At 65.5% G+C, this 24,676-nt stretch carries 29 protein-coding genes; 11 read left to right on the top strand and 18 right to left on the bottom strand.

Translation table 11 applies throughout. From position 1 onward, the window contains the following. The first annotated feature begins 3 nt into the window (after window positions 1–3). The 3 genes from Ga0080574_RS13790 (at window position 4) to Ga0080574_RS13780 (ending at window position 2,826) form a co-directional block, all read left to right on the top strand. On the top strand, window positions 4–1,212 hold the full coding sequence (locus tag Ga0080574_RS13790; RefSeq protein ID WP_076700176.1) for an NAD(P)/FAD-dependent oxidoreductase: 1,209 nt from the start codon (window positions 4–6) through the stop codon (window positions 1,210–1,212). Next, window positions 1,209–1,766, top strand: coding sequence for a 16S rRNA (guanine(966)-N(2))-methyltransferase RsmD (rsmD, locus tag Ga0080574_RS13785; protein ID WP_076700173.1), 558 nt, complete (start codon window positions 1,209–1,211; stop codon window positions 1,764–1,766). Before Ga0080574_RS13790 ends, rsmD begins: the two co-directional genes overlap by 4 nt. Before the next feature lie 91 nt (window positions 1,767–1,857). Continuing rightward, complete coding sequence (locus Ga0080574_RS13780; RefSeq protein ID WP_076700170.1) at window positions 1,858–2,826, top strand: MBL fold metallo-hydrolase; 969 nt, start codon at window positions 1,858–1,860, stop codon at window positions 2,824–2,826. 61 nt (window positions 2,827–2,887) lie between these two features. Here the strand turns inward: Ga0080574_RS13780 and map are convergent, their stop codons facing one another. Beyond that, on the bottom strand, window positions 2,888–3,745 hold the full coding sequence (gene map, locus Ga0080574_RS13775; protein WP_076700167.1) for a type I methionyl aminopeptidase: 858 nt from the start codon (window positions 3,743–3,745) through the stop codon (window positions 2,888–2,890). A gap of 165 nt (window positions 3,746–3,910) precedes the next feature. On the opposite strand from map, the gene Ga0080574_RS13770 reads away from it, so the two are divergent. Then, complete coding sequence (locus tag Ga0080574_RS13770; protein WP_076700164.1) at window positions 3,911–4,783, top strand: mechanosensitive ion channel family protein; 873 nt, start codon at window positions 3,911–3,913, stop codon at window positions 4,781–4,783. 62 nt (window positions 4,784–4,845) lie between these two features. On the opposite strand, the gene sfsA is transcribed toward Ga0080574_RS13770, so the two are convergent. Continuing rightward, a complete protein-coding gene (gene sfsA, locus Ga0080574_RS13765; RefSeq protein WP_076700162.1) occupies window positions 4,846–5,553 on the bottom strand; it encodes a DNA/RNA nuclease SfsA in 708 nt (235 codons plus the stop codon). A gap of 49 nt (window positions 5,554–5,602) precedes the next feature. On the opposite strand from sfsA, the gene Ga0080574_RS13760 reads away from it, so the two are divergent. The 4 genes from Ga0080574_RS13760 to Ga0080574_RS13745 are packed head-to-tail and all read left to right on the top strand — an operon-like array spanning window position 5,603 to window position 8,517. Next, complete coding sequence (locus Ga0080574_RS13760; protein WP_076700159.1) at window positions 5,603–6,325, top strand: competence/damage-inducible protein A; 723 nt, start codon at window positions 5,603–5,605, stop codon at window positions 6,323–6,325. Beyond that, the gene (locus Ga0080574_RS13755) at window positions 6,322–7,053 is read left to right on the top strand and encodes a GNAT family N-acetyltransferase (RefSeq protein ID WP_076700156.1); all 732 of its coding nucleotides are present in this window, start codon (window positions 6,322–6,324) and stop codon (window positions 7,051–7,053) included. The genes Ga0080574_RS13760 and Ga0080574_RS13755 overlap by 4 nt, the downstream gene beginning before the upstream one ends. Next, window positions 7,050–7,619, top strand: a complete 570-nt coding sequence (locus Ga0080574_RS13750; RefSeq protein WP_076700153.1) for a peroxidase-related enzyme — start codon at window positions 7,050–7,052, stop codon at window positions 7,617–7,619. Before Ga0080574_RS13755 ends, Ga0080574_RS13750 begins: the two co-directional genes overlap by 4 nt. Beyond that, on the top strand, window positions 7,591–8,517 hold the full coding sequence (locus tag Ga0080574_RS13745; RefSeq protein WP_076700150.1) for an OmpA family protein: 927 nt from the start codon (window positions 7,591–7,593) through the stop codon (window positions 8,515–8,517). The genes Ga0080574_RS13750 and Ga0080574_RS13745 overlap by 29 nt, the downstream gene beginning before the upstream one ends. Here Ga0080574_RS13745 and Ga0080574_RS13740 read toward each other — a convergent pair. From Ga0080574_RS13740 to Ga0080574_RS13715, 5 genes are all read right to left on the bottom strand, one after another. After that, the gene (locus tag Ga0080574_RS13740; RefSeq protein ID WP_156876361.1) at window positions 8,456–9,220 is read right to left on the bottom strand and encodes a hypothetical protein; all 765 of its coding nucleotides are present in this window, start codon (window positions 9,218–9,220) and stop codon (window positions 8,456–8,458) included. The two genes, Ga0080574_RS13745 and Ga0080574_RS13740, sit on opposite strands and share 62 nt — an antisense overlap. A 66-nt stretch (window positions 9,221–9,286) precedes the next feature. Beyond that, window positions 9,287–9,649, bottom strand: coding sequence for a YigZ family protein (locus tag Ga0080574_RS13735; protein WP_076700144.1), 363 nt, complete (start codon window positions 9,647–9,649; stop codon window positions 9,287–9,289). Between the two features lie 44 nt (window positions 9,650–9,693). After that, on the bottom strand, window positions 9,694–10,176 hold the full coding sequence (locus Ga0080574_RS13730) for a cupin domain-containing protein (protein ID WP_076700141.1): 483 nt from the start codon (window positions 10,174–10,176) through the stop codon (window positions 9,694–9,696). A 479-nt stretch (window positions 10,177–10,655) separates the two neighbouring features. Then, window positions 10,656–11,423 (bottom strand): ion transporter, encoded by a 768-nt coding sequence (locus tag Ga0080574_RS13720; RefSeq protein ID WP_076700138.1) that lies wholly within the window; start codon window positions 11,421–11,423, stop codon window positions 10,656–10,658. 158 nt (window positions 11,424–11,581) lie between these two features. After that, complete coding sequence (locus tag Ga0080574_RS13715) at window positions 11,582–12,487, bottom strand: LysR family transcriptional regulator (RefSeq protein ID WP_076700135.1); 906 nt, start codon at window positions 12,485–12,487, stop codon at window positions 11,582–11,584. Between the two features lie 831 nt (window positions 12,488–13,318). On the opposite strand from Ga0080574_RS13715, the gene Ga0080574_RS13710 reads away from it, so the two are divergent. Next, window positions 13,319–13,993, top strand: coding sequence for a Crp/Fnr family transcriptional regulator (locus Ga0080574_RS13710; RefSeq protein WP_076700132.1), 675 nt, complete (start codon window positions 13,319–13,321; stop codon window positions 13,991–13,993). 10 nt (window positions 13,994–14,003) lie between these two features. Here Ga0080574_RS13710 and Ga0080574_RS13705 read toward each other — a convergent pair whose 3' ends face one another. The 7 genes from Ga0080574_RS13705 to Ga0080574_RS13675 form a co-directional block, all read right to left on the bottom strand. Continuing rightward, window positions 14,004–14,609: a class I SAM-dependent methyltransferase gene (locus tag Ga0080574_RS13705; RefSeq protein ID WP_076700129.1), complete on the bottom strand. Its 606-nt coding sequence runs from the start codon at window positions 14,607–14,609 to the stop codon at window positions 14,004–14,006. Between the two features lie 18 nt (window positions 14,610–14,627). After that, a complete protein-coding gene (msrA, locus tag Ga0080574_RS13700; RefSeq protein ID WP_076700126.1) occupies window positions 14,628–15,134 on the bottom strand; it encodes a peptide-methionine (S)-S-oxide reductase MsrA in 507 nt (168 codons plus the stop codon). Continuing rightward, a complete protein-coding gene (gene msrB / locus Ga0080574_RS13695; RefSeq protein ID WP_076700123.1) occupies window positions 15,131–15,580 on the bottom strand; it encodes a peptide-methionine (R)-S-oxide reductase MsrB in 450 nt (149 codons plus the stop codon). Before msrB ends, msrA begins: the two co-directional genes overlap by 4 nt. A 204-nt stretch (window positions 15,581–15,784) precedes the next feature. Further along, window positions 15,785–16,888: a tRNA epoxyqueuosine(34) reductase QueG gene (queG, locus tag Ga0080574_RS13690; protein ID WP_076700120.1), complete on the bottom strand. Its 1,104-nt coding sequence runs from the start codon at window positions 16,886–16,888 to the stop codon at window positions 15,785–15,787. Between the two features lie 89 nt (window positions 16,889–16,977). After that, window positions 16,978–17,643, bottom strand: a complete 666-nt coding sequence (fzlA, locus tag Ga0080574_RS13685; protein ID WP_076700117.1) for an FtsZ-binding protein FzlA — start codon at window positions 17,641–17,643, stop codon at window positions 16,978–16,980. A 115-nt stretch (window positions 17,644–17,758) separates the two neighbouring features. Continuing rightward, window positions 17,759–18,352 carry a winged helix-turn-helix domain-containing protein gene (locus Ga0080574_RS13680; RefSeq protein WP_380658892.1) on the bottom strand — a complete coding sequence of 198 codons (594 nt, stop codon included), beginning with the start codon at window positions 18,350–18,352 and terminating at the stop codon, window positions 17,759–17,761. Window positions 18,353–18,434: 82 nt separating this feature from the next. Beyond that, window positions 18,435–18,722 carry a hypothetical protein gene (locus Ga0080574_RS13675; RefSeq protein WP_076705972.1) on the bottom strand — a complete coding sequence of 96 codons (288 nt, stop codon included), beginning with the start codon at window positions 18,720–18,722 and terminating at the stop codon, window positions 18,435–18,437. A 182-nt stretch (window positions 18,723–18,904) separates the two neighbouring features. On the opposite strand from Ga0080574_RS13675, the gene Ga0080574_RS13670 reads away from it, so the two are divergent. Then, window positions 18,905–19,465, top strand: coding sequence for a hypothetical protein (locus tag Ga0080574_RS13670; protein ID WP_076700113.1), 561 nt, complete (start codon window positions 18,905–18,907; stop codon window positions 19,463–19,465). 148 nt (window positions 19,466–19,613) lie between these two features. Here Ga0080574_RS13670 and Ga0080574_RS13665 read toward each other — a convergent pair whose 3' ends face one another. The 4 genes from Ga0080574_RS13665 to puuE form a co-directional block, all read right to left on the bottom strand. Next, a complete protein-coding gene (locus tag Ga0080574_RS13665; protein ID WP_076700112.1) occupies window positions 19,614–21,065 on the bottom strand; it encodes a uracil-xanthine permease family protein in 1,452 nt (483 codons plus the stop codon). A 66-nt stretch (window positions 21,066–21,131) separates the two neighbouring features. Then, window positions 21,132–21,620: an ureidoglycolate lyase gene (locus Ga0080574_RS13660; protein WP_076700111.1), complete on the bottom strand. Its 489-nt coding sequence runs from the start codon at window positions 21,618–21,620 to the stop codon at window positions 21,132–21,134. Then, window positions 21,620–22,639, bottom strand: a complete 1,020-nt coding sequence (alc, locus tag Ga0080574_RS13655; RefSeq protein ID WP_076700110.1) for an allantoicase — start codon at window positions 22,637–22,639, stop codon at window positions 21,620–21,622. Before alc ends, Ga0080574_RS13660 begins: the two co-directional genes overlap by 1 nt. Before the next feature lie 39 nt (window positions 22,640–22,678). Continuing rightward, entirely contained in the window at window positions 22,679–24,103 is a 1,425-nt protein-coding gene (gene puuE / locus Ga0080574_RS13650; protein ID WP_076700109.1) for an allantoinase PuuE, read from the bottom strand. Between the two features lie 133 nt (window positions 24,104–24,236). Here puuE and uraH point away from each other — a divergent pair, with 133 nt between their 5' ends. Further along, window positions 24,237–24,596, top strand: a complete 360-nt coding sequence (uraH, locus tag Ga0080574_RS13645; RefSeq protein WP_076700107.1) for a hydroxyisourate hydrolase — start codon at window positions 24,237–24,239, stop codon at window positions 24,594–24,596. Window positions 24,597–24,676: the final 80 nt, after the last annotated feature.

The following is a 24,676-nucleotide window of genomic DNA, read 5'->3' as shown; positions in this document are numbered from 1 at the left end:
GGGATGGGCGATGTTGTGGTGATCGGCGGCGGACAGGCCGCCGCTTCGCTGGTGGCGAGGCTGCGGGCAAAGGGCTTTGACGGCGGCATCACGCTGATCGGCGCGGAACCGGTGCCGCCCTATCAGCGCCCGCCGCTCTCCAAGGCCTATCTGCTGGGAGAGATGGAGGAGGAGCGGCTGTTTCTGCGCCCGCCCGCCTTTTACGACGAGCAGAACATCACCCTGATGCTGGGCGAGCCGGCGATTGCCGTGGATACCGAGGCGCGCCATGTCATCGCCGGCGGGCGCGAGCTTTCCTATGACGATCTGGTCTTTTGCACCGGCTCGGCGCCGCGCCGCCTGCCGGCGGCCATCGGCGGCGATCTCGACGGCGTCTTTGCCGTGCGCGGCATCGCCGATGTCGATGCCATGCGCGCGCGCTTTGCCGAGGGCGCCCGGGTGCTGATCGTCGGCGGCGGCTATATCGGGCTGGAGGCGGCGGCGGTGGCCTGCAAGCTGGGGCTCAAGGTCACGCTGGTCGAAATGGCCGACCGCATCCTTCAGCGCGTCGCCGCCCCCGAGACGGCGGACTACTTCCGCGCGCTGCACAACGCGCGCGGCGTCGAGATCATCGAAGGCGTCGGACTCGGTCGGCTGACCGGCAGCGAGGGCCATGTGACCGGCGCCGAGCTGACCGACGGGCGCAGCCTCGCGGTGGATTTCGTCATTGCCGGGGTCGGCATCCTGCCGGAAACCGCGCTGGCCGAGGCCGCCGGCATCGGGATCGAGAACGGCATCCGCACCGATGCGATGGGCCGCACCTCGGCGCCGCATGTCTGGGCGGCGGGCGATTGCGCCTCGTTTCCGCAGGGCGATGCGCAGCTCCGTCTGGAAAGCGTCGGCAATGCCATCGACATGGCCGAGGCCATCGCTGACAATATCCTCGGCGCCGGTGCGCCCTATGTGCCCAAGCCCTGGTTCTGGTCCGACCAATACGATGTGAAGCTTCAGATCGCCGGGCTCAACACCGGCTATGACCGCGTGGTGGTGCGCAAGAGCGGGGCGGCGGTGTCGCATTGGTATTACGCCGGCGAGACGCTTCTGGCGCTCGACGCGATGAACGATCCGCGCGCCTATATGGTCGGCAAACGGCTGATCGAAGCGGGCAAGTCGCCCGATCCCGTTGCGGTGGCCGATCCGGACACCGAGCTGAAAACGCTTCTGAAAGCGTGAGGATCATTGCCGGAGACTGGCGCGGACGGGCGCTGACCGCGGTCGGCAAGGGCGATCCCCGCGCGCATCTGCGCCCGACCACCGACCGGGTGCGCGAAAGCCTGTTCAACATGCTGGCGGGCGGGCGGTTCGGCGAGCCTTTCGGCGGCGCGCATGTGCTCGATCTCTTTGCCGGCACCGGCGCGCTGGGGCTTGAGGCACTGTCGCGTGGCGCGGCGGATTGCGTCTTTGTCGATGACGGGCGCCGGGCGCAGACGCTGCTGCGCGACAATATCCGCCTGCTGGGCTGCAACGACCGGGCGCGGGTGATCGCGCGCGACGCCACACGCCTGCCGCCGGCGGAAACCGCCTGCGATCTGGTGTTTCTGGACCCGCCCTATGGCAAGTCGCTGGGCGCCGCCGCTCTGGGCACCGCGCGAGCCGGCGGGTGGATCGCGCCGGAGGCGCTGGTGGTCTGGGAAGAGAACGCGCCGCAGCTGGCGCCGGAGGGATTTTCCCTGCTCGACAGCCGCCGCTATGGCGACACCCATGTGACGGTACTGCGCGCCGACTGAGTCCCCGGCGGCGCCTTGGCACTGGTAATCGGAGGCGTCTCGGGTATCCTATTCACATATGCTCATATTTGCGAAGACAGGGAGGCTCCGCATGACACTCTTCAGGCCCTCGCGCCGCGACATCCTTGCCATGGCCGCAAGCGCGCCTGCGCTGACGCTGCCCGCCATGGGCCGCGCCGAACTGGGCGCGCCGGCAATGGCCAACCCGTCGCATTTCGCCTTCACGCTGGGCGAGGCGAAACTCACGGTGATTTCCGACGGCTCGCTGCAACTCGCCGCGAACGGGCTGGGGGTGAATGCCGATCCGGAGGAGGTGAAGACGTTTCTCGAGAGCTATTACCTCTCGACCGAGACCAATTACTCCCACACCAACCACCTGCTGGTGGAGCTGGGCGCGGCGAAGGTTCTGGTCGATGTCGGCTCGGGCAACCGGTTTCTGGATACCGCCGGGCAGCTGATGCGCAATCTCGACGCGGCGGGGGTGGATCCGGCCACGATCACCCATGTGGTGATCACCCACGCCCATCCCGATCATATCTGGGGCATCCGCGACGATTTCGACGAGGCGATCCTGCCGGACGCGGCCTATTTCATCGGCCGGGCGGAGCGCGATTTCTGGATGCAGGACGGGCTGGCAAGCTCGGTCCCGGCGGAGATGCAGCAATTCGTGGTGGGGGCGCAGAACTCCATCGCGGTGGATGGCGCCGAGTGGGAATTGCTTTCGGACGGGCAGGAGGTGGCGCCGGGGATCCGGGTGATCGACACGCCGGGCCATACGCCCGGGCATATGAGCGTGATCGTGGAGTCAGGCGGGCAGCAGCTGCTCGCCACCGGCGATGCGATGAGCCATATCTACACGAATTTCGCCCATCCCGGCTGGTACAACAACTTCGATATGGATGGCGACGTGACGGTGGCGACGCGCAGGCGGCTGCTCGATATGGCGGTGGCCGACCGGATGGCGGTGCTGGGCTATCACTTCCCGTTTCCGGGCGTGGGCCATGTGATGAAGGATGGCGAGGCCTATCGCTTCGTACCGGCGCTCTGGAAGTGGGACTGAGGCGAGGAGCGGCCGCAAGGGCGCGAGGAGCCGCTCCTCCGCCCTTGCGGGCGTCTTCGCGTCAGCTTTCCCAGGTCGGGTGAAACTTGCCCGCCGGCGACAGGGTAAAGATCTCCACCCCGTCCGCGGTCACGCCGACCGAATGCTCGAACTGTGCCGAGAGCGACTTGTCGCGGGTGATCGCCGTCCACTCGTCCTTCAGCACCTTTGTTTCGGGCCGGCCCAAGTTCACCATCGGCTCGATGGTGAAGAACATGCCTTCCTCGAGCCGCGGCCCGCTGCCGGCACGACCGTAATGCAGCACGTTTGGCGGCGCGTGGAACACGCGCCCCAGCCCGTGACCGCAGAAATCGCGCACCACCGACATGCGGTGGCCTTCCACATAGCTCTGGATCGCATGACCGATATCGCCGAAGGTATTGCCCGGCTTCACCGTCTCGATGCCGATCATCAGCGCATCATGGGTGACCTGCATCAGCCGCTGCGCATAGGGTTTCGGCTCGCCCGCCACATACATGCGGCTGGTATCGCCGAACCAGCCGTCGACGATAACCGTCACGTCGATATTCAGGATATCGCCGTCGATCAGGCTGTCGTCACTGCGTGCATGGGTGTCGTTCTTCCATTTCGGGATCTTGTTGCCCGGAATGCCGTGGCAGACCACGTGGTTCACCGAAATGCAGCTGGCGTGCTGATAGCCCTTGTAGCCGATCGTGGCCGAGGTCGCCCCCGACTCTTCGACCGCGGCACGGATGAACGCCTCCAGCCCGGCGGTGGTCTGGCCGGGATAGACATGCGGCGCCACCTCGTCGAGGATGCGCGCGGCAACAGCGCCGGCCTTGTGCATGCCGGCGAAATCGGCGGTGTCGTAGATGCGGATACCGTCCCGGGTGAGGCGGCCGCCGGTGTCATGTCTCAAGGCTGCGCGCTCCGTTCTGCGTGAATGTGTTCCATTTAATACCTCTTGTCCGGCAATGCCAGAGGCAGTAGCCGCCCGGAGCGCAGCGGCTTTCCTGCCACGGAAGCGTTGCCTCTCGCACCCGCAGCAGCACATAAGGCGATATCAGAACGAGAGAGAGGACATATGGAAACGCTGCGCAATCTTCTGGACATGCAAATCTACGACGGAAAATCGGTGTCGGACCTGCTGACGCTGGAATTCCTCGCCCAGCTTCTGGGCAATGTGGTCGCCGCCGTATTGCTGCTGATCATCGGCTTTTTCCTCGCCGGCTGGGTCAAGCGGCGCATCGTCGCCATTGCCAAGCGCAGCGCCAGGCTGGACGAGACGCTGTTTCACTTCCTCGGCAATCTGGCGCGCTACACGGTGCTGCTCTTTACCGCGCTCTTCGTGCTGAACAGTTTCGGCGTGCAGACCACCTCCATCGTTGCCGCCATCGGTGCCGCCGGCCTCGCCATCGGCCTCGCCTTGCAGGGCACGTTGTCGAACCTCGCCGCCGGCGTGATGATCGTGATCTTCCGCCCGATCAAGATGGGCGATTTCATCGAGGTCGCGGGCGAGATGGGCACCGTCAAGGACATCACGCTCAATACGATCGAGCTCGCCTCGCTGGGCAATACACAGATCATCATTCCCAATTCGCAGGTCTGGGGCAATGTGATCGAGAATTTCTCGGTCTACAAAACCCGCCGTGCCGAATGGACGTTCGGCGTGGGGTACGGCGCCAATCTGAAACAGGCCGAAGAGGTCATCCGCGACACGATCCTCGCCGATCCGCGCGCCAAGACCGATCCCGAACCGTTCTTCCAGGTCACCAATCTGGGCGACAGCTCGGTCGATTTCCTGGTGCGGGTCTGGGTGGACAGCGCCGATTTCTTCCAGTTCCAGGCGGATATGACCCGCAACGTAAAAGAAGCGCTGGATGCTGCCGGCGTGCCGATCCCGTTCCCGACGCGCACGCTCATGGTCGAGAAGGGCAGCGCCGTCGAAAGCGCGTAAGCCTCCGGACGCGGCGCGGGCGCCCTGCGTCGCGGGGAGTATTTGTAAGAAAGATGAAAGGCTCAGGGGGCGCGGAACGGCAGGGCGCCCCCGAGCGTGACACCCTCGGGAGAGATCGCGCAACCGAAGGCCAGCACCTCGACGCCCGCATCCATGGCGGCAGCGAAGGCGCGCGCATAGGCCGGGTCGAGATCGGCGGCCAGCGTCACCTCGGAGCAATCGGTGCGCTGCACCAGATAGAGCATCACCGCGCGGTGGCCGGCGCGCACCATGGCCGAGAGCTCGGCCAGATGTTTCGCGCCGCGCGCGGTCACGCTGTCGGGAAATTCCGCCAGCCCCGGCTGACGCGATAAGGTCACCGATTTCACCTCGACATACGCATCTGGCCGGCCCTCGCCCGAAAGCAGGAAGTCGATGCGGCTCTTCTCGCCGTATTTCACCTCGGGGCGCAGGCTGTCATAGCCCTCCAGCCCCGGCACCGCGCCCGCCTCCAGCGCGCTGCGCAGCATGCGGTTGGGCACGCCGGTATCGACCCCGGTAAAGGCGCCCGTATCATGCTCGACCAGCCGCCAGGCGTATTTCAGCTTGCGCTTGGGGTCGTCATTGGGCTCGAGCCAGATCTTCAGCCCCGGATCCTTCAGCCCCAGCATACTGCCGGGGTTGGCCACATGCGCGGTGATCTCGCGCCCGTCCGCCAGCCGTGCATCGGCGAGGAAGCGCTTGTAGCGGCGGAGCAGCGTGGCAGGGATCAGAGGGGTTTGAAAGCGCATGAACGCGGGCCTATACCATTGCGAGAGCCGCGCCAAGGAGAGCCAAGACATGACCAATCCCACCGCCGCGATGATCGTGATCGGCGACGAAATCCTCTCGGGGCGCACCCGCGACTCCAACATGCATCACCTCGCGCGCGCGCTGACCAAGGTGGGGATCGATCTGGGCGAGGTGCGCGTGATCTCCGACGACCGCGAGGCCATCGTCGGCGCGGTCACTGCGCTCAGCGCGGCCTATACCCATGTCTTCACCTCCGGCGGCATCGGCCCGACCCATGACGATATAACCGCCGATTGCGTCGCCGCCGCCTTTGGCGCTGCTATCGACGTGCGCGACGACGCACGGGCGCTGCTTCAGGCGCATTACGACCGTCAGGGCGTGGAGTTCAACGACGCCCGCAAGCGCATGGCGCGCATCCCCGACGGCGCCACGCTGATCGAGAATCCGGTCTCCATCGCGCCCGGTTTCACCATGAAGAACGTGCATGTGATGGCCGGCGTGCCGGCGGTGTTCGAGGCGATGGTCGCCAGCATCCTGCCCACGCTCACCGGCGGTGCGCCGCTCTTGTCGCAGAACCTGCGGGTCGAGCGCGGCGAGGGCGAGATCGCCGGGCCGCTGGCAGAGCTCGCGGGCGAGTTCAGCGATCTCTCCATCGGCTCCTACCCCTATCAGCGCAACGGCGTCTATGGCGCCAATATCGTCATTCGCGGCCAGGACGGCGCGCGGGTCGACGCGGCGATGACGCGGCTTTGCGAGATGTTCCCCGGATGACCCCAGGCCTGCCCGAGCTCTACGCCGTCATCGACGGCACATGGCCCGCCGCGCGCCGCATCGACGCCGGCCCCTGGTGCCTGCGCGAGGGCAATGGCGGCGGCAAGCGCGTCTCCTGCGCCAGCGCCGAACGCGACTGGACGACGGACGATCTGCCCGCCGCCGAAAAGGCCATGCAGATGATGGGGCAGGAGTCGCTCTTCATGATCCGCGACGGCGAGGACCGGCTCGACGCGGCGCTGGCGGGCACGGGCTATGACAGGATCGACCCGGTCAATCTCTGGCGCATCCCCGTCAGCGGGCTGACCGACCACAAGCTGCCGCGGGTGACCGCCTTTGCGGTCTGGGAGCCGCTGGCGATCATGCGCGAGATCTGGGAAGAAGCCGGCATCGGCGAGGCCCGCCAGCGCGTGATGGAACGGGTGAAAGGCCCCAAGACCGGGATCTTCGGGCGCGAATCCGACCACCCGGCGGGCACCGGCTTTTGCGCCATCCATGACGGCATCGCCATGGTGCATGCGCTGGAGATCCGCGCGCCGCATCGTGGCCGGGGGCTCGGCAAGTGGATGATGCGCTGCGCCGGGTTCTGGGCGCAGGAGCAGGGGGCGGAGTGGATGTCGGTGCTCTGCCTTCAGGACAACGCCCCGGCCAACGGTCTCTACGCTTCCCTTGGGTTCACGCTCGTGGGACAGTACCACTATCGTATCAAACCCGAAGGCCTGACATGACCAAGGATCTGCCCACCGCGCTCAACCTGCCCATGGTGGAGCCGTTGCCGCCCGAGACGCAGAAATATTTCGACATCTGCGACGAAAAGCTGGGAATGGTGCCGAACGTGCTCAAGGCGCATGCCTTCGACATCGCCAAGCTCAACGCCTTTACCGGACTCTATAACGAGCTGATGCTGGCGGAGTCGGGGCTGAGCAAGCTGGAACGCGAGATGATCGCGGTGGTGGTGTCCTCGATCAACAAGTGCTTTTACTGCCTGACCGCCCATGGCGCCGCCGTGCGCGAGCTCTCGGGCGATCCGAAGCTCGGCGAGATGCTGGTGATGAACTGGCGCGTCGCCGACCTGCCCTATCGCCAGCGCGCCATGCTGAGCTTTGCCGAGAAGATGACCAAATCCAGCGCCGAGATTGCGGAATACGACCGCGAGGCGCTGCGCGACGCGGGGTTTTCGGAACGCGATATCTGGGACATCGCCAATGTCGCGGCCTTCTTCAACATGACCAACCGGGTGGCCAGCGCCACCGATATGCGGCCGAATGACGAATATCACGCGCAGGCTCGCTGAGGCGTCGCTGCTGCTCTGCCTCGCGGTCCCCGCCCAGGCGCTGGAGCTGTCGTTGCCGCCGGGCACGCGGCTGATGGCCGAGACAGTGACCGATCCGGGCAGCTATGCGGTGCCGCTGGGGCCGTGGCGGGAGGAGACCGGCGTGCCGGTCACCCGCGCCGAGGGCCGCGTCGCGCGGCAGGCCTGGCGCATCGACGCCTCCGACCTCACCAGCTTGCAGATCCTCGCGCCGCTGCGCGAACAGGTCACGAAGGCGGGCTACGAGATCCTGTTCGACTGCGCCTCGGCGCGCTGCGGCGGGTTCGATTTCCGCTTCGGCACCGAGGTGATGCCGGCGCCCGAGATGTATGTTGACCTGACCTCCTTCCGTTTTCTCGCGGCGCGCGGGCCGGAGGGCGATTACCTGACGCTGCTGGTCAGCCGCTCGAACGCCGCCGGCTATGTGCAAATCATTCGCGCGGGCGCAGCGCTGCCGGAGGACACCGCCGCCACGCCGGTCGCGGCGCCGGCCGCCGTGGATCCCGCCGATCTCGGCGCACGGCTGGAGGCGCAGGGCCATGTCGTCCTGCGCGATCTGCGCTTCGAAAGCGGCGCCTCGACTTTGGGCGGCGCGGAGGTGGCCTCGCTCGACGCGCTGGCGCAGTATCTGAGGGAAAACCCCTCGCGCCGCATCCTCTTTGTCGGCCATACCGATGCGGTAGGCTCGCTCGAGGCCAATACCGCATTGTCGCGCCTGCGCGCCGCCGAGGCGGTCTCGTATCTGCGGAACAAGGGCGTTCCGGCGGGCCAGATTGGATCGGACGGGGTGGGCTATCTCGCGCCGGTGGCGACCAATCTCACGCAAGACGGGCGGGAGGCGAACCGTCGGGTGGAGGCTGTGCTGATCTCGACGGAATGACCCCTTCGCCTACATCGCCAAGAGCGCCATACGTCCCCGCAAACCGGGTGACAGGGGCGAGGCCGCCGGGACCGGTAGGGCCCACGCGCCGCAACCATGCGTTCGACGGGCACAGACACCGGCGCCGCTGCGCGTTTGGGAGCCCGGGGACGCGGCGTCGCCGGGCGCGCTCCGCGCGCAGCCCGTGAGACAGCGCCCCGATCACGCTCAACATACCGATGGCCACCGTACCCCAGAGCGTGATTGCAAGCCACGGGAGCGCCAACACCCAACTGACCGTCTGGTAGAGGAGGTACATCATACCGATGCCGAACCCAGCGGAGAGGATGAAACTCAGAACATGCAGGCTGCCAATGAGTGCCAGCAGGCCGACCTCCCACGTCACCGTCGCGATCATCGCCAGGAACATCGTGCCCAGAGCCAGCCCGAGACACAGCAAGAAGAGCAGGTAGGGCGCGGCATGCCCCGCGACGGCGCTGACAACCGCGCCGCGCAGCTCGGAGGTCACGATGACGCTCAGATCGTCGCCCGTTCTCAGCTGGTAAAACAGCACGGTCAGCAGGTAGCCCAGACCCGCAAGCAGTGCAAAACGCAGGCGCGTCGCCATCGTCCGGGGCGGCTGTTTCCGGGGCCACGCCCACGCCACCAGACGCCCGGCTGCGCGTCTCGTGCGATTCAGAACATCGCCTTCGCCCTGTGACATGCTGCCCTCCATGCACTTTCCCTAGGGTAAAATAGCGCACCCACCGAACGGGACAAGACCGTTCTGTTAGCGCTCGCTTTCGGGAAGATCCTCCAGATAGATCCGCACCGCCTCCTGCACATGGCGGAAGCGGTCGCCGCCCAGATGCTTGCCGCCATACCAGCGGGTCACCACGACGAGATGATCGCGCAGGTCCTCGCGCTCCAGCATCCGCAGGATCACCATGCCCGCGCCGCTTTCGCCGTCGTCATTCTTGACCGGACCGTCCGCCGTTAACAGACCCCAGCTGTTATGCGTGGCCTTGGCGAATTTCTTCTTCCGGCACAGCTCCTTGATCAGCGCCTTCGCACCCTCTTCGCTGCCGCAGGGCGCCCCGGAGACCGCGTATTTCGAGCCCCGGTCGCTGATGATGTTCTCGATGATCCGCATGCCGCCGGTCTAATCCGCGCGGCGGGGCCGGGCAAGCGCGTCCCTCACTCGGGATCGTAGGGCGAGCCCGCCGGGGTGCCGTCGAAGGTGGTAATCTCGCGCGAGACGATGTCCTGAGTCTCCGGGTCGCGGGTCAGCCGCACGATACGGTCGTGATCCGGGTAGGTGACGACATCCGCCATCCCGCGCGTGCCGATCACCAGATAGCGCACCGGGGCACCGCCCGCGTTTTCCAGATAATGCCCTTCGGCCACCCCGGCCGGAAACGTCGCGGCCTCGCCCGGAGAGAGCGTGTAGCGCGCCGCGCCTTCATGGACCGTCACCTCGCCCGCGAGCACATAGATCATCTCGTCCTCGGTCGCGTGCCAGTGCCGGATCGAGGAGCACGACCCCGGCGGCAGGATCTCGACAAAGGCGCCGAACTGGGTGAGCCCGCCGCTGTCGCTGAAGAGCAGCGCCTCGTAGGCACCGCAGGGGCCATCCGTGTTCTGCTCGGTGCGGGCCGTCTCGGGGGTGAACTTCGGCATTTTCGCCTCCGACGGGAGTATTTTGAGAAAGATGAAAGGGCTGTAGCTAGCCACATGCTACGCTGGGTTGCGTCTCTACCTGAACGCGCTTCGATCAACGACCAATCCCGCCTTATGCAAAGCCGCACGAGCTCTGAAACGCATGCGACGGCAACGTTCTTGCTCTAAATCGGACGCGGCTTCGTCACAGCAGCAATGCTGAGACAGCCAAACCAAATCCTCGGGATCGAGCCAAAGCGAAACACGCCCCCTAGCCATTTCTTCATTTGGGTCGGTTGGAATAACTTCAGAGGTCATCTGATCCACCATCGAAACATCATTTTGGCGACTCCATACAGCATTCTCGAAACAAAGAAATTGTCACCGCTGAATGAGACCGCTCGGGGTATCCGCAGGGCTTTTCAGCCCGAAAGCGCTGTCTTGTCCGTTAACTTCGGCATGATCGCCTCCGGCGGGAGTATTTGGAGAAAGATGAAAGATCAGCCGCGCTCGTCAAGCCGCGCCTCGATGGCGCGCAGGCGGGTGATCACCTCGTCGCGATAGTTTTCGGTGGCGGCGACCTCCTCGACCGCATGCGCCTCCTGCATGGAGTTCACGATGAGGCCCACCACGAGGTTCACCACCGCGAAGGTGGTGATGAGGATGAAGGGCACGAAGAACATCCAGGCCTCGGGATAGACCTCCATCACCGGGCGCACGATGCCCATCGACCAGCTTTCCAGCGTCATGATCTGGAACAGCGTATAGGCCGAGATGCCAAGCGTGCCGAACCATTCGGGAAAGCTGGCGCCGAAGAGCTTGGTCGCGATGACCGAGGCGATGTAGAAGATCACCCCCATCAGCAGGAAGACCGAGCCCATGCCGGGCAGCGCCGAGACGAAGCCCTCGACCACCCGGCGCAGGGTCGGCGCGACCGAGACCACGCGCAGCAGACGCAGGATGCGCAGCGCCCGCAGCACCGCGAGCCCCTGCCCCGCCGGCACCAGCGCGATGCCGACCACGAAGAAATCGAAGATGTTCCAGCCGGAGCGGAAGAAGGCCAGACCACGCGCATAGAGCTTGGCCACCAGCTCGGCCACGAAGATGGCGAGACAGATGCCGTCCAGCGTCACGATCAGCCAGCCGACGGCGTCCATGGCGCCCTGAGAGGTTTCGAGCCCCAGAATGATCGCATTGAACAGGATCACCCCCATGATCGTATAGCGCGTCACGGGGCGCTCCAGAAACACGGCAAGCTGTTGGCGCATCTGCTCTCTTCTCCGCTGGGACCTCTGCGCATCTAGTCACGGGGCCGGCGACAGTCCAGTGCGGGCGCCGCCGCAGGGCGCGGAAAAAAGAAGCGCCCCGGAAACGATCCGGAGCGCAGGCGGCCTCGTGCCTCGCGAGACTTGGGGAAGAACCTTGGTTACCAGTCCTGCGGGCCGCGCTCGGCGAAGGCATGGACCAGGAAATCGATGAAGGCGCGGACCTTGGGCTGGGTGAAGCGGCCCGGCGGATAGACCGCGTAGATGCCCTGCGTTTCGACCGGCAGATCGGGGATCGCATCCTCGACCAGACCCTCTTTCATGGCATCCGCATAGAGATAGGAGGGCAGATAGGCGATGCCGAGCCCGGCGATACAGGCGTTGAGCAGCGACTGCCCGTCATTGACCGAGAGCCAGCCGGCGGTGCGCACCTGGCGCTTTTCGCCCGAGGGCGCGGTGACCTTCCAGACATTGCCGCTCGACTGGTTGGAATAGTGCAGCAGCTTGTGCTCGTTGAGGTCGTCGATCCGCGTCGGGCGCCCGAATTTCTGGAAATAGGAGGGCGCAGCGATCATCCGCTTGGTGGTGTCGGTCAGCTTGCGGGCGCGCAGGGTGCTGTCTTCCAGCTCACCGATGCGCACGGCCATGTCGAACCCTTCGGAGATCAGCTCCACATAGCGGTTGTTCAGCACCATGTTCACGGTGATGTCGGGGAATTCCGCGAGGAAATCGCCCAGCACCGGCGACAGGTGATTCACGCCGAAATCGGTGGCGACCGAGATGCGCAGCAGGCCCGAGGGGGCGGATTGCATCGAGGTGACCAGCGCATCGGCCTCGCCGGCATCGTTGAGCACGCGGCGGGCGCGGTCGTAATAGGCCAGACCGATCTCGGTGGGCGAGACACGGCGAGTGGTGCGGTTGAGCAGCCGGGCACCGAGACGGGCCTCCAGCGACGATACGTGCTTGGACACGGCCGATTTCGAGATGCCCATCTTCTTTGCCGCATCGGTGAACCCACCCTGGTCCACGACCGTGGCAAAGGCCTCCATTTCGGTCAGACGATCCATCACCGTTTCCTCGTTCGTTTCTTATCGAGGATTGGGTATCGCCTCAGATTGAGGCACGATTTGGACCTAGGCTAGACAATAGCAGGGTTTCGAACCGCACTGTGTTTGAGCGGGAAACCCGATCGGGATCGCAATCAGGCTCCTTACCCGCGGTGACCGTACCCCGCAGAGCGCGCGCCGCGCAGGCTGCGCCCGCGGGACTCTCTGGCGTGACATCTCCCGGATCAGACGAACACAACAGATTCGGAAAATGAGACGTGTCCCCCCTGAATAGGGCCCGGAGTTTCAGCCGCCCGCCCCTTGCATACCCCAAGATGCGTCAGAGCGCCGCAGTTTTCGACCCATAACTGTGGCCTGTCAGACACAACCCATGCGCAAGCCGGGCGGCTCTGCGCAACTTTCCGCCAGAACAGTCACCCGGGTTACACTTGCCGATCCAGCCTCTCGCTACGCTTATCTCAGGTCAGCACTTTCCGGGGGCAGCCCCCCAAAAGGCAATCGTTAGCTCTGCGGGGTGCGGCTTTGTAACGAGTAAGACGACAGGTTCAGAGCAGGGTTTTGCCCACGCCATGACTGTCGATTTTCCCGCGCGCCGGTGCGCGCGCTTGTTTTTGTGTATCGGGGGCATTTTCCCCCATTGGTATGGGTAGTATGGTGCGCACGGCGGGCGGCTTCTTTGGTCGCCCGCCGGGAGCAACCGAAACCCATGGACATGGCCAAGTCGTCAATCTGCATCCGTCCTCAAACACCCCATAGCGGGTGCCGTTTCGGATTCTCCCGCGCCGTACTTCGGCACGCACCGGCCCTGGGCCCCTATCCAAAGGGTCCGGCATGAAAAACAGCGTCGCCTATCCGCATCTTATGGACTCCGGCCTCCTGAGCGGCCTGCCCGAGTCCGACAAGGCAGCATTTCTAGATAGCTGTACCAGACGCTTTTGCGGAGAACGGACAACGCTGCTGACGCAAAGCGAGCCCACCCAGGGCTGCTACCTCATTGCGCGGGGCCGGATCGAGGTCAGCTATATCGACGATTCCGGCAATCTCAGCATCGTGCATATCGCCGGACCGGGCGAGGTGCTGGGTGAGGTCGAGGTGCTCTCCGAAACGTCCTGCGCGGCAAGCTGCATCTCGATGCCCGACACGACGGTGCTCTATTGCCCGGCGGCGCTGCTCTTCGAATATGCCACCAAGCCCGAGCTTATCCGCAATATCGCGGCGATCCTGCATGCCCGCCTGCTGCGCGATAATCATCAGCGCTCCATCGAACAGTTCTATACGGTCGATGAGCGCCTGTTTCAGTATCTGCGCCAGTTCAGTACGCCGGACGATCCCGAGATCCAGATCAGCCAGGCGCATCTTGCGGCGCTCATGGGCTGTTCGCGCCAGAAGGTGAATCGCATGCTCAAGGCGCTGCGCGACGAGGGCACGATCAACCTCAGCCGCGGCAAAATCATCATCTGCGATCGCGGCCGGATAGATGCCGGCGCCGATCAGCAATGCAGCTGAGCCGCGTCTCCTATCGCATCTTACGCGCAACGATGAGCCGGCCCGGCAGCTTTCGCGGATAATCTCCGGTCTCGACGATCTCGAAGCCGCCGGCGCGAACCGCCGCCTCGAGCGCCCCGGGCCGCAGGAAGCGGAAGCGCGGCAGCTTGCCCAGGCTCTGCAAGAGGCGGATCACCGGCCAGAGATACCATTTCGCCCCGAGGCAGGGCGTTTTCGAGATGAGCAGCCCGCCGTCGGCCAGCGCGCCATGGACACGAGAAAGGCAGCCCGGCAGATCGTCCAGAAGATGCAGCAGGTTGAATGCCAGCACCGCATCATAGGGCCCGCCCGCCAGCGCGGTCTCGGCAGGGGCGCAGGAAAAGCGCAGATTGCCGGCGGTGCGACGCGCCTCGGCGATACGGATCATCTCCGGAGAGAAATCGGTGCCCTCCAGCGACAGTACTGACCCCGCCAGCTTTTCCGCCGTCATGCCGGTGCCGCAGCCAAGCTCCAGCACCCGCATCTCGGGGCCGAGCCAGTGACGCACCCGCGCGAGCGCCGCCTCATAGGCGGCCTCGTCGCCCACCGGGCGCGCCGCATAGCGCTCGGCCACCCGGTCCCAGAAGGCCGCGCTCATCGCGGGGCGCCCCGGCGATTATTCCGCCGCGTCGCGCCGGGGCAAAACCCAGTCGGGGCGCGGGAAATGGCAGGTATAGCCGTTGGGATGACGCTCCAGGTAATCCTGATGCTCGGATTCGGCCTCCCAGAAATCGCCCACCGGTTCGACCTCGGTCACCACCTTGCCGGGCCAGAGGCCGCTGGCCTCGACATCGGCGATGGTGTCGAGCGCGGTCTCTTTCTGCGCCTCGTCCACATAGTAGATCGCCGAGCGATAGCTCATGCCCAGATCGTTGCCCTGCCGGTTCAGCGTGGTCGGGTCGTGGATCTGGAAGAAGAATTCAAGCAACTGGCGGAAGCTGATCTTCGCGGGGTCGAAGACGATCTCGAGCCCCTCCGCATGGGTGCCGTGGTTGCGATAGGTCGCATTCGGCACGTCGCCACCGGTATAGCCGACCCGCGTCTTTTTCACTCCCGGCAGCTTGCGGATCAGATCCTGCATGCCCCAGAAACAGCCTCCGGCCAGTACAGCGCGTTCGCTCATGCCACATCCTCCACTTGATCCAGATAGGCGCCGTAGCCCTCCGCCTCCATATCGTCGCGATGGACAAAGCGCAGCGACGCCGAGTTGATGCAATAGCGCAGACCGCCCCGGTCCACCGGTCCATCGGGGAACACATGCCCCAGATGCGAATCGCCATGGGTCGAGCGCACCTCGGTGCGGACCATGCCGTAGGTCGTGTCGCGCAGCTCCTGAACGTGGGCGGGCTCCAGCGGCTTCACAAAGCTCGGCCAGCCGCAGCCGCTCTCGTACTTGTCCGAGGAGGCGAAAAGCGGCTCGCCCGAGACCACATCCACATAGATCCCCGGTTCCTTGTTGCCCAGATAGGCGCCCGAGCCGGGGCGCTCGGTGCCGTTTTCCTGCGTGACGCGGTACTGCTCGGGATCGAGCGCCGCGATCACATCCGGGTTGCGTTCATATGTCGCCATGAGGCCCCTCCTGTCGCGTCCTGCTCATTAGATGGGGTCACGTACAAAAAAGCAAAGCCCTCTGACATCTGCCTCACGGCTGCTTGTGCGCCCTTGCGGGTCGGCCCGGCGGGCCCCACGTCTTGAAAGAAGAGTTTTCCTCTTCGATGGTACGACCAAGACCCTCGTGGGGCGCTTCGCTTAACCCGGCGGAGCGCCCCTTTCTCATGACAGCCGCGCCACCGCCCAGCGCGCCGCGTCGCGCAGCGTCTCGTCGGGATCCTCGCAAAGCGCCTGCGCCGCGGGCAAAAGCGCCGCATCGCCGGAATTGCCGATGGCATAGCAGACATTGCGCAGAAACCGGTCGCGCCCGATGCGCTTGATCGGCGAGCCGGAAAACAGCGCCCGGAACGCCGCATCGTCGAGCCCGGCCAGCTCTGCGAGCTGCGGCGCCTGCAAGTCGGGGCGCGCGTGATACTTCACCTCATGCGCGGTGCGGGCGAACTTGTTCCAGGGGCAGACGGCGAGACAATCGTCGCAGCCGTAGATCCGGTTGCCGAGCAGCGGACGCAGCGCCTCGTCCACCGGGCCCTTGTGCTCGATGGTGAGATAGGAAATGCAGCGCCGCGCGTCGAGCTTGTAGGGCGCAGGGAAGGCATCGGTCGGGCAGGCGTCGAGACAGGCGCGGCAGGAGCCGCAATGATCGCGCTCGGCACCGTCGGGCGGCAGCTCCAGCGTGGTGAAGATCGCACCGAGAAAGAACCACGAGCCGATCTCGCGACTGACCAGATTGGTATGCTTGCCCTGCCAGCCCAGCCCCGCCGCCTGCCCCAGCGGCTTTTCCATCACCGGGGCGGTATCGACGAAGACTTTTATTTCCGGCGGCTTTGCCGCCGCGTGCGCGGCAGTCGGCTCCGCCGACGAGAGCAGCACCCCGCCAAGGTCTTTCCCCCCGCCCCGCTCCGCCTCCGCCAGCAGCCAGCGCCCCAGCCGCTTGAGCTTCTTCTTCACCACATCGTGGTAATCGCGGTTCTGCGCATAGACCGAGATCGCCGCCCGGTCGCGCGCCTCCAGCACCGCCAGCGGGTCGGCCTCGGGCCCGTAATTCTCCGCCAGCATGATCACCGAGCGCGCCTCGGGCCAGAGCGCCTGCGGATCGCCGCGCCAACCGGTGCGCTCGGCCATCCAGCCCATCTGCCCGTGATAGCCCGCCTCCAGGAACGCAGCGAGCCGGCTCGCCGCCTGCGGCACGTCGCCGGGCCGGCAGATCCGGCAGGCGGCAAAGCCCACCTCCTGCGCTTCCGAGATCAGACGCGCCTTCAGCGTCAAGGCGCCCCCCTTTCATCTTTCCGGCAAATACTCATTCGCAACGCCACGGCGCGCGCGGCGCCAGAGGTTTTGACACCCGTCCCGCCGTGTCAGAAATCCAGATCGGCATAATGCGCCGGCGGCGGGAAGCCGGGGATCTGGTCCGCCAGGATATTGCGGAAGGCCGGGCGCGACTTGATCTTGGCGTACCAGTCCTTGACCGTCTGGCTGCGGTTCCAGTCCACATCCGAGATATAATCGAGCGACGACAGATGCGCCGCGGCGGCAAAATCCGCCAGCGTCATCACATCGCCCGCCAGCCAGCGCCGGTGATCCAGCAGCCAGGCCATGTAATCGAGGTGATACTTGATCGCCTTGGCGCCGGATTTCACGTTGCCGCTGTCCGGAAAACCCTGCTTCATGATCTTCTTGTTGACCCGCTCGTAAAGCAGCTTCGACGTCACCTCGTGATGGAACTTGTCGTCGAACCAGCACACCAGCCGGCGCACCTCGAGCCGCGCATCGGCGGAGCGCGGCATCAGCGCAGGCTCGGGATATTTCTCCTCGATCCATTCGCAGATGGCGCTGCTCTCGGCCATGGTCTTGCCGTCCATCTTCAGCACCGGCACCTTGGCCGCCGGGTTGCGGCGCAGGAAATCCGCGTCTTTCTCCCAGTAACGCTCCTCGACCAGCTCGCATTCGATCTTCTTCTCGGCGAGGCTGAGCCGCACCTTGCGGCAAAAGGGAGAGAGCGGCACGTGGTAAAGCTTGGCCATGGGCGTAATGCTATCCGGAAAATGAGGGGAATCCGAGAGCCTCTTTGCATCCAATCGGCACCGGATTCAACTGCGCTCGGGCAGGCGCGCGGCACATCGCCGATATGCGGGCCTCTCAGAGAACCTCGATCACGTCCTTGTCGATGGCCAGCATATAGCCGCGCCGGGCGATATTCTTGACCAGAAGCTCGCTCACCATCTGGTTGCCGAGCCCGTCGCGCAGCCGCTTGATCCGCGTGGCGCCCGCCGCCTCCTCGCAATCCGACGCATCGCGCCCCGAGATCATCGCCTCGATCTGCGCGCCCGAGAGCATGTCGTCATCCATCCGCGCCTCGGCCAGCACCGCCAGCGTCTCGATCATCGCCTCGGTCAGCTTGAAGCCCATGGTGTTAAGATAGACAGTATTTTCCTCGCGCGAGATGATCAGCGAGCTGACCTGGATGCCCGAGCGCTCGATCTGCGCCATGCGGCGGTTGAACACCCCCAGCATCACCAGAAACACCAGCGCCGCCACCAGCATCGCGGTGGCAAAGACCAGCAGCACGAAGATCACCATGCGATAGCTGGCCAGCGTGTCGGAAAAGGCGGTACCCGACTGCGCGAGGATCTCCAGCAGCTTGACCTCGGCCTGACCGGTGAGATCGTCGTTTTCGATGAACAGCCGCTCGACCCGTGCGTTGAAGGCGTTGGCATCGGGCAGGGTCAACATGAGCAGCGCGCCCGCGCCGGCCAGCAGCGCCACGATGGCCGCGATTCCGACGGTCACAAGCCGCGTGCCCACCCGACGGGCGTCAGTAGCGGAGGTAAAACTCACCGGCATTGGCCTTTTTCTTGTCTCCGGGTTCGGAACCGGACATGCCAACCACGTTGAGCAAGGTCCAGCCCCCTTGCGCCAGCCGGCCGCGAAGCGCCTCCGCGGCGGCACCTTTCGGCGGACAGTCGCCGCCCGGCAGCCGGGCGATGCCGTAATGCAGGCGCAGCGGGCTGTCCTGCTTGGCCTTGTATTCCACATAGCACTCGGCCTGCGCCGCGACGGGCATGGCAAGTGCGAGAAGGAGGGGGGCGAGGATGCGTTTCATGGCGGCAAACCTGCGCTGAGCCGGGTGGCAATTCAATAGCAGAGCAGGCCGGGGCCGCCTGATATCGGATAACAGCGGGGCGTTATTGCCCGATTTCGGCGCCCCGGGCGAGGGTCGAAACAGGGCGCCTGCCGAACAGGCGGCGCCGCTCCGAAACGACACTGCCCAGAGAGGAGACCTCCATGTCCCGCAGATTCATCGCCGCCGTTCTGTCCGCGTCGCTCGCCGTGACGGCCTTTGCCGCCGCACCGGCACGCGCTGACGAAAAAGACCTCGCCCGCCTGATCGGCACCGCCGCGACCCTCGCCGTGATCGGCAGTGCCATCAGCCAGGCAAGCAATGGCAACGATAGCAATGCTGTCCGCGTCCATCAGACCTGGCCGCCGCGCTCCAACGGCTATCCCCCGGCCGCCTGGCACCGTGACCGGGAGGACCGCTGGCAAGGGCATCGGACGGCGCCGTCCCGGCAGAACCATGGCCGGAACCTGCTGCCGGGACAGTGCGTGCAGAACGTCAATCTCGGGCGTGTGCGCCAGATCGTGAGCAAGCACTGCCTCAAGCAGAATGGCATAAAGGCCAATCGCCTGCCGGAACGCTGCGAGATCGAATTCCGTATCCGGGGTGAGAAGCGCAAGGCCTATATGGCGCAGTGCCTGAGCAAGGCAGGCTACGATTTCGGTCACCGGCGCCATGGCGGTGACCGGTTCGGCGGGCGCGACGATCGTCATCGTTATCGCGACTGACCCGGCGTGAGGCAGGCCGGCAGGTGGCGGCAGGTCCCGTCCACCGCCTGCCGCGGCGCGCGCGGGGACCGAGGCAGACCCGCGTGCGCCAGAAGAAAAGAGCGGCCCGGGAGAGGCCGCTCTTCATTCCGTTTGATAAACCGGCCCTTTACTCGCCGGGGGTGCCTTGTCCCGATAATCCGCCGGTGATTTCCTCGGTCGAGTCGTCCGAGAGCGGCACCGGCAGCACCAGGTTCAGGATGATCGCGATCAGCGCGGCGGGCAGGATGCCCGAGGCGCCGAGGATGCGCAGCGTATCGGGCAGGTGCTGAAGCGCGTTCGGCGCACCGGGCGCCACGTTCAGCACTTCGAGCTGAAGCCCCAGCCCCACCGAGAGCGCCACGGCAAAGATCACCATGTTGCGCTTGTCCCATTTCACGTCCGACAGCATCGACATGCCCGAGGCCACGACCATGCCGAACATCACGATCACGCCGCCGCCCAGCACCTCGATGGGCACGGTGCGGATCACCCCGCCGACCTTGGGCACCAGCCCGCAGATGATCAGGAAGATCGCGCCGATGGTCACCACATGGCGGCTCATGACGCCGGTCATGGCGATGAGGCCGACATTCTGGCTGAACGAGGTATTGGGAAAGCCGCCAAAGAGCCCCGCCACGGCAGAGCCGATCCCGTCCGCATAGGTGGCGCCGGAGATTTCCTTGTCGGTGGCCTCGCGCCCTGCGCCGCCCTTGGTGATGCCCGAGACGTCGCCCACGGTCTCGACCGCCGAGACAAAGGCCATGAGGCAGAACCCGACGATGGCCGCGACCGAGATGTCGAAACCGTATTTGAACGGGACCGGCAGGGCAAAGGCCGCCGAGCGCTGCCAGCTGCCGACGATGGCGTCGACGGTCAGCAGACCGATCATCAGCGAATAGACATAGCCCACGAGGATGCCGATCAGCACCGCCGAGATCGACAGCAGGCCACGGGTGAAGAACTTGATCCCCAGCGTGACAAAGACCACGACCAGCGCGGTGGACCAGCTCGCCAGCCCGCCATAGCTCGGGCTGCCGCTCGCCTTGGCGGGCACGCCGCCGGCGGCGTATTCGATGCCGACCTTGACCAGCGCCAGACCGATCATCGTGACCACGAGCCCGGTCACCAGCGGCGGCAGCGCAAAGCGGATCTTGCCGATGATGGTGCCCAGCGAGGCGTGGAAGATACCGCCGATGACGATGCCGCCAAAGAGCGCCGCCAGCGCCTCCACGCCCTGCCCGGCCACCAGCGGGATCATGATCGGGATGAAAGCAAAGGACGTGCCCTGCACGATGGGCAGCCGCGCGCCCGCCGGGCCGAAGCCGATGGTCTGGATCAGCGTCGCTATGCCGGCAAACAGCATCGACATCTGGATGAGATAGAGCAGTTCCGGAAAATCCGGGCTGTTCGAGCCGAAGCCGAACCCCGCCGCACCCGCCACGATGATCGCGGGCGTCACGTTCGAGACGAACATCGCCAGAACGTGCTGGATGCCCAGCGGGATCGCCTTGGCGATGGGCGGGGTGTAGTTGGGGTCGGCCAGTTGCGCGGGCGTGCCCAGCGCGGCTTTGTCGGTCATGGTCTTGTCTCCCTGTCCATGGAGTCTCCGCGGCCTCTTTGCGGGCTTTCGCGGGAGGAGGTGGCCCTAGTCCGGGCCGGTGACGAGTACCGGCTCCTCCAACCAGTGCTCTTCGAGATTCGCGCTGTCGCCGATCCGGTCGACCACCGCGAAACGCCCCGGCGCATGCAGCGGGGTCAGCACCCCGTGCCATGTGCCGCGATGAAAGTTGATGCCCTGCCCGGGCGCCGCGAGAAAAGCGCGGATCGCGCCCGGCACAGGGCCGGGTTCCGCCACGATCACCAGCCAGGGATGCTCGTGCATCGGCAGAAACGCCTGGCTGCCGTCGGGGTGCCGCTCGACCATCTCGAGCCTGTAGGGCAGGCTGCGCGGCTCGGCATCGAAAAGGCTGATACCGGCACGCCCGCCCGGCCCGAAATCGAGCGCCGCACGGTCATGATGACGCCCGCAAAGTCCCTGATTGATGATCTTGTCCGGCGCCCCCGCGACCTCCAGCACATCGCCGAAGGGCGCAAAACCCTCTGCGGTCAGGGGCTCTGCCGCGATCCGGCGCATCACTCGGCCTTGCCGAACAGCCGCAACCGGCTCACCCCGCCATCGGGGTGGATGTTGAGCCGCACATGGGTGACCGGGCCAATGTCGCAAATCTCGTCCTTGAACTCGTGCTCGGCATCGGGGCCGACTTTCCGGCGAGGCATAAGCTCTTTCCAGAACATGGAGTCCGTTATAAGCGCGTCGGTCAGCCCGTCGCCGAAATTCTGCATATCCGCCGCGCGCATCGAGACACTGTCGGGGTAATTGCCCTTGAAATGGGCAGTGTCGATCACCGCCCGTTCGATCCGCCCGCGCGCGCCCAGTGCGATGATCATCCAGTCATAGCCCGGCTCGCGGCGCCGCCGCGTCTCCCATCCGTCGCCCATGTCGATGCCCCGGCCCGGTGCCAGAATGCGGCGGTAATCGCCGTAATGCGCATCCGACAGCGCCAGCACGCGGCCACCGTTCAGCGCCGAGGCAAGGTCGATATTGCCGCTTGCATTGGCGTCGTCGAGCTCGGGCACGCCATAGACCCGCAGCCGCGCCACGCCGCCGTCGGGATAGATATGCAGCCGCAGATGGGTCCAGCGTTCATAGCTTTCGCAGCGGAACCAGTGATGCGCCGAGGGGCCCAGCGGCTTGTAGGGCAGGATATTCACCCAGCGGGTCTTGTCGTCGGGCATCTCGCCCGGGGCCAGCACCGCCGCCTCGACCTGACAGGCGGGGGCGTAATTGCCGGTGAAATGCGCGGTGTCGACATCGAAGCCCAGGATGCGCCCGGCCGCGGCCAGCTTGATCACCGCATAGTCATGGCCGCCGTCGCGCCGCCGCTGGCTTTCCCAGCCATCCATCCACTTGCCGTGATCGTCGAACTTGCCGTCGATGAAGACCGGATCCTTGTCCGAGAGCATCCGCGCGACCGGGGCGAAGAAATCGTTGGTGGCATAAAGCGCCTGCGCGCCCAGCCCCTCGGAGGCGAGGTTGATGCCCGCGCGGGCAAAGAGCGGCAGATCGGGGTTCAGGGATTCGATGGACGGCATTCTTGGCCTCTTGTTGCAGCGCGACCGGTCCGCGCCAGGTTATGTCAGGATCTGGTCCAGCCGCAGGCGCGCAATGCGTTCGACCTGGCGGCAGGCCTCGGCGAATTCCGTGTCGGTATCATTGGCAATGCGGCGCTCGAACGCGCTCAGGATACTGGCCTTGTCGTGATCGCGCACGGCAATGATGAAGGGAAATCCGTGCTTCTCCATATACGTGGTATTGAGTTCGGTAAAGCGGGCGCGTTCCGCGTCGGTCAGCGCATCGAGCCCGGCGCTGGCCTGCTCGGCGCTGCTGTCCTCGGTCAGCTGCTTCGCTGCCGCGAGCTTGCCCGCAAGGTCGGGGTGGGCTTTGAGCACGCCCATGCGCTCGTCAGGCGAGGCGCTGCGCAGCACCCGCGCCAGCGCATTGGCAAGCCCCGCCGGGCGGTCATGCGCGGGGCCGAGTTCCAGATCCCAGGCGCGGTCGGCGACCCAGGGCGAATGTTCGACGATCTCGCCGAAGGCCTGCACGAAGCTTTCCCGGTCCATCTGCGAGGGGCGAGGCCCCGGCACGGCGGCCGGGGCGGGATGCACGCGGGCCCAGTGGTCCGCGATGTCGATGCGGCGCGGCGTCCACACCCCCTCGAACCCGGCGATATAGTCGAGAAAGCGTGTCAGCCCGGCGATCTTGCCGGGCCGCCCGATCAGACGGTTATGCAGCCCCACGGACATCATTGCCGCCTTGCCCTCTGCCCCTTCGGCATAGAGCGTATCGAAGCTGTCCTTCAGATAGGTAAAGAACTGCTCGCCCTCGATCCAGCCGGGGCTGACCGAGAAGCGCATGTCGTTGGCCTCCAGCGTATAGGGAATGATGAGCTGCTGGCGCCCGTCCAGCTCCAGCCAATAGGGCAGATCGTCGTCATAGGTGTCGGAGACATAGGCGAATTGCCCGGTTTCGGCGGCGAGCCGCACGGTGTTGTCCGAGCAGCGCCCGGTGTACCAGCCGCGCGGCGCCTCGCCCACCACCTCCGTGTGCAGGCGGATCGCCTCGGCGATGGCGGCGCGCTCCTCGTCCTCGGGCATGTCCTTGTGCTCGACCCATTTCAGCCCGTGGCTGGCGATCTCCCAGCCGGCATCCTTCATCGCCTCGACCTGCTCGGGATTGCGCGCCAGCGCGGTGGCGACGCCGTAGATCGTCAGCGGCACATCGCGCCCGGTGAAAAGCCGGTGCAGCCGCCAGAACCCGGCGCGGGCGCCGTATTCATAGATTGATTCCATGTTCCAGTGCCGCTGGCCGGGCCATTGCGCGGCGCCGGGAATATCCGACAGGAACGCCTCGGAGGCGGCATCGCCGTGCAGGATGTTGTTCTCGCCGCCCTCTTCGTAATTCAGCACGAACTGCACCGCGATCTTCGCGCCGCCGGGCCATTGCGCATCCGGGCGGTCCGCCCCGTATCCGATCATGTTGCGGGGATAACGCTGCATGGGGCCGCTCCTGCCTTGGGTCGTTGTCATCTTCGGATAATCGCGCTCTAGTCGGGACGGAACCGCAAAGGGCGGCAGTCCGCGCGCAGAATTGCCGCTTTTATTAGCGTCGCCGAAAAAAGGAGCAAGAGAAATGGCCGAGGGCTACCTGACGACCCATGTGCTCGACACCGCACGCGGGGTGCCCGCCAAGGGCGTGAAGATCGCGCTTTACCGGCTCTCGGGCAATTCTCATCGCAAGATCGCCGAGACCGAGACCAACGAGGACGGGCGCACCGACACGCCGATCCTGCCGAAGGAGAAATTCGCGCCCGGCACCTATGAGCTGGTGTTCTTTGCCGGCGACTATCTGCGCGCCAGTGCCCAGGCGGGGGTGGAGCCGCTGTTTCTCGACCAGATCCCGCTGCGCTTTGGCATCTCGGATCCGGAGGCGCATTACCATGTGCCGCTGCTGCTCTCGGCCTATGGGTATTCGACCTATCGGGGGAGTTAGGGTGCCGGAACGGTGGGCAAATTGCCCACCTTACGCGCCACGGTCGGGTAGCCGCGCCATCGCCGGCCCGTGGGGTGGCG

It is taken from the genome of Salipiger abyssi, from assembly GCF_001975705.1.
GTDB classification, from domain to species: domain Bacteria; phylum Pseudomonadota; class Alphaproteobacteria; order Rhodobacterales; family Rhodobacteraceae; genus Salipiger; species Salipiger abyssi.
Note: the sequence above shows the minus strand (reverse complement) of the source record. Positions and strands in the feature narration are given on the sequence as shown.